We start from the raw sequence: 1,507 nt of genomic DNA, 5'->3' as shown, positions 1-1,507 counted from the left end.
TGTACCGCGGTGCCGACGAAGGTTTCGTGGTGACGGACCGCCCGCTCGGTGGTGCTGACACTCTCGCTACGAGCTACACGCTCGCCCAGGCCGTCAAGAAGATTGGCGACTACGACATCATTCTCGGTGGCCGCCAGGCTATCGACGGCGATACCGCACAGGTCGGTCCGCAGATTGCAGAAAAGCTCGGCCTCACGCAGGTGACCTACGCCGAAGAAATTCTCTCCCTCGACGAAAAGGCCAAGAAGGTCGTTATCCGCCGCCACATCGACGGTGGCGTGGAAACGGTGGAAGCACCGCTCCCGCTGGTCGTGACCGTGAACGGAAGTGCGGCCCCGTGCCGTCCGCGCAACGCAAAGCGCCTCATGAAGTTCAAGAACGCTACGGTGGTTGCCGAACGCAAGCCGGAAGACGCCGAAAAGTACGAAGCCCTCATCGTGAAGAAGCCCTACCTGAACATTCCGCAGTGGGGTGCCGCCGACATCGACGCAGACCCTGCCCAGATCGGTAAGGCCGGTTCTCCGACGAACGTGAAGGCTGTCAAGAACATCGTGTTCAAGGCGAAGGAAAGCCGCACGCTCACCGCAAGCGACGCCGACGTCGAAGGACTTATCAAGGAACTTTTAGACGGGAAGATTATTGGCTAGCCTATGAATAACGTATTTGTATATTGCGAAATTGAGGGCACGACCGTTGTCGACGTTTCCCTCGAACTTTTGTCCAAGGGCCGCAAGCTCGCCAACACGCTCGGCGTTCAGCTCGAATGCATCTGTGCCGGCAAGGGCCTCGACGGAATTGAAAAGCAGGTGTTCCCCTACGGTGTGGACAAGGTCCACGTGTTTGACGCCGAAGGGCTCTTCCCCTACACCACCAACCCGCACGCTTCTCTCGTGGTGAACCTCTTCAAGGAAGAGCAGCCGCAGATTTGCCTGCTGGGCGCAACGGTGATTGGCCGTGACCTCGGCCCGCGTATTTCCAGCGCCATGCACAGCGGCCTTACCGCCGACTGTACCGAACTCGAAATCGACAGCTTCGAAATGAGCATCGGCGGCGTGAAGAAGTTCTACGAAAACCAGCTCTGCCAGATTCGCCCGGCGTTCGGCGGCAACATTGTTGCTACCATCGTGAACCCGGAACACCGCCCGCAGATGGCGACGGTGCGCGAAGGCGTGATGAAGAAGGAAATTGTCGATCCGAACTACAAGGGCGAAGTCATCAAGCACGACGTGGCCAAGTACGTGCCGGAAACGGAATACGTGGTCAAGGTGCTCGAACGCCATGTGGAAAAGGCCAAGCACAACCTCAAGGGCGCACCCATCGTGGTCGCCGGTGGTTACGGCATGGGCTCCAAGGAAAACTTCGACATGCTGTTCGAACTGGCGAAGGAACTCCACGCCGAAGTGGGCGCAAGCCGTGCCGCTATCGACGCGGGCTTTGCCGATCATGACCGCCAGATTGGCCAGACCGGCGTGACCGTACGCCCGAAGGTGTATATCGCCTGCGGTAT

The 1,507-nt window shown here is 59.1% G+C and carries 2 protein-coding genes; both read left to right on the top strand.

Going from position 1 to position 1,507, the window contains the following annotated elements; all coding sequences use genetic code 11:
- Positions 1-647, top strand: a 647-nt coding sequence (locus B2310_RS02130) for an electron transfer flavoprotein subunit beta/FixA family protein (protein ID WP_290728357.1), incomplete at its 5' end; no start/stop codon positions are given.
- Between the two features lie 3 nt (positions 648-650).
- A partial coding sequence (locus B2310_RS02125; protein ID WP_290728355.1) for an electron transfer flavoprotein subunit alpha/FixB family protein occupies positions 651-1,507 on the top strand: 857 nt, incomplete at its 3' end.

The sequence above is a fragment of the Fibrobacter sp. UBA3629 genome (assembly GCF_002374005.1).
Taxonomy (GTDB): domain Bacteria; phylum Fibrobacterota; class Fibrobacteria; order Fibrobacterales; family Fibrobacteraceae; genus Fibrobacter.
Note: the sequence above shows the minus strand (reverse complement) of the source record. Positions and strands in the feature narration are given on the sequence as shown.